The sequence below is a fragment of the Nitriliruptor sp. genome (genome assembly GCF_040882075.1).
GTDB lineage: Bacteria > Actinomycetota > Nitriliruptoria > Nitriliruptorales > Nitriliruptoraceae > Nitriliruptor.
The window spans coordinates 1-1,200 of record NZ_JBBEBZ010000038.1; the positions used below are offsets into that span (position 1 = coordinate 1).

The 1,200-nt window shown below is 74.9% G+C and carries 2 protein-coding genes; both read left to right on the forward strand.

Annotation, left to right across the window (positions count from 1 at the left end; translation table 11 throughout):
* Positions 1-51 precede the first annotated feature (51 nt).
* Positions 52-1,077 carry a hypothetical protein gene (locus tag WEB03_RS02060; protein ID WP_368069312.1) on the forward strand — a complete coding sequence of 342 codons (1,026 nt, stop codon included), beginning with the start codon at positions 52-54 and terminating at the stop codon, positions 1,075-1,077.
* Positions 1,074-1,200: hypothetical protein (locus tag WEB03_RS02065; RefSeq protein WP_368069313.1), on the forward strand; the 127-nt coding region annotated here is incomplete at its 3' end. The genes WEB03_RS02060 and WEB03_RS02065, both read left to right, overlap by 4 nt.

A 1,200-nucleotide genomic window follows, 5' to 3' on the forward strand; every position in this document is an offset into this window, starting at 1 on the left:
GGTCAAGCACCCCTTCGACGCCGGCTGGCGCGGACAGAAAGGCATCGAGTGGTGAGCGACCCCACCCTGAGCCCGGCCCCCCGCCCGCTGGTGGTGCTGATCCCCGACGGCGCCGCCGAACAAGGCGTGGCCACCAGCCTGCAACGGGCCCGCACCCCTCACCTCGACGGCCTGTGCGCCGAGCAGGGCGTCGGGCGACTCGCCACGATTCCGGACGGCTGGCATCCCGGAACCGAGGTCGGGGTGGCACGGCTCGTCGGCGTCGCCACCGCTGAGCCCCCCGGACGAGGGTGGCTGGAGGCCGCCGCCCTCGACGTCGAGGTGGCCCCGGACTGCGCGGCCTGGCGGCTGGACCTCACCGCCGGCCACGTCTCCCCGGCCCGGCTGACAGCCGCGCTGCGCACGCACGCCACCGTCCTTCGCGAGCAGGCCGACGGCGTGCAGGTGTACGACCTTCCCGGTCATCGCCACCTGTTGGTGGGTCCTGCGGCCTGGGGCGATGCGGCCACCGGACACGACCGTGTGCTGCCCGACTCATGGTGGGAGCGGATCACGCCGGTCGCGCGGGCCCTGGAAGTGTCCCTGCATGTCTGGGGCCTGGCCGCGCGGCCCACGCTGCCGGCTCGCCCGGACCTGGCCGTCCTGCCCGGGTCGAGCGCCGTACGCGGGATCGCACGCCTGATCGGCGCGGCGATCCTCGACAGTTTCGACGCGGCGATGGAGGCGATCGCCAGCGGGAGGTACCCGACCGTGCTGGTCCACGACGCCGGACCCGACGAGGCGGCCCACGCGCGTGAGCGCCGCGCCAAGATCGACGCGATCGAACGGTTCGATACCGCTGTCGCCGGACCTGTGCTGGCCGCCGCCGCGCACGCCGGCGCGGCCGTGCTGGTCGCACCCGACCATGGCTGCGACCCGACCACGGGCGCGCACACCGCCGACCCGGTGCCGGCGACCTGGCCCGGTGCGCCAGGTCGCGGTCGACGGCTTACGGAGGCCGCGACCGCGCAGCTTCCCGCCGCCGACGCGGCGCAGCTCGTTCTGGCGCTCACCCCCGCGTGGGAGGACGCCGCATGAGCTCCTTTCCCCGCATCGTCGTCGCCGGGACCCGGTCAGGAGTCGGCAAGACCACCGTGGCCACCGGGTTGATGGCGGCGCTCAGCGCGCGTGGCCTGACGGTGTCGGGACACAAGGTCGGCC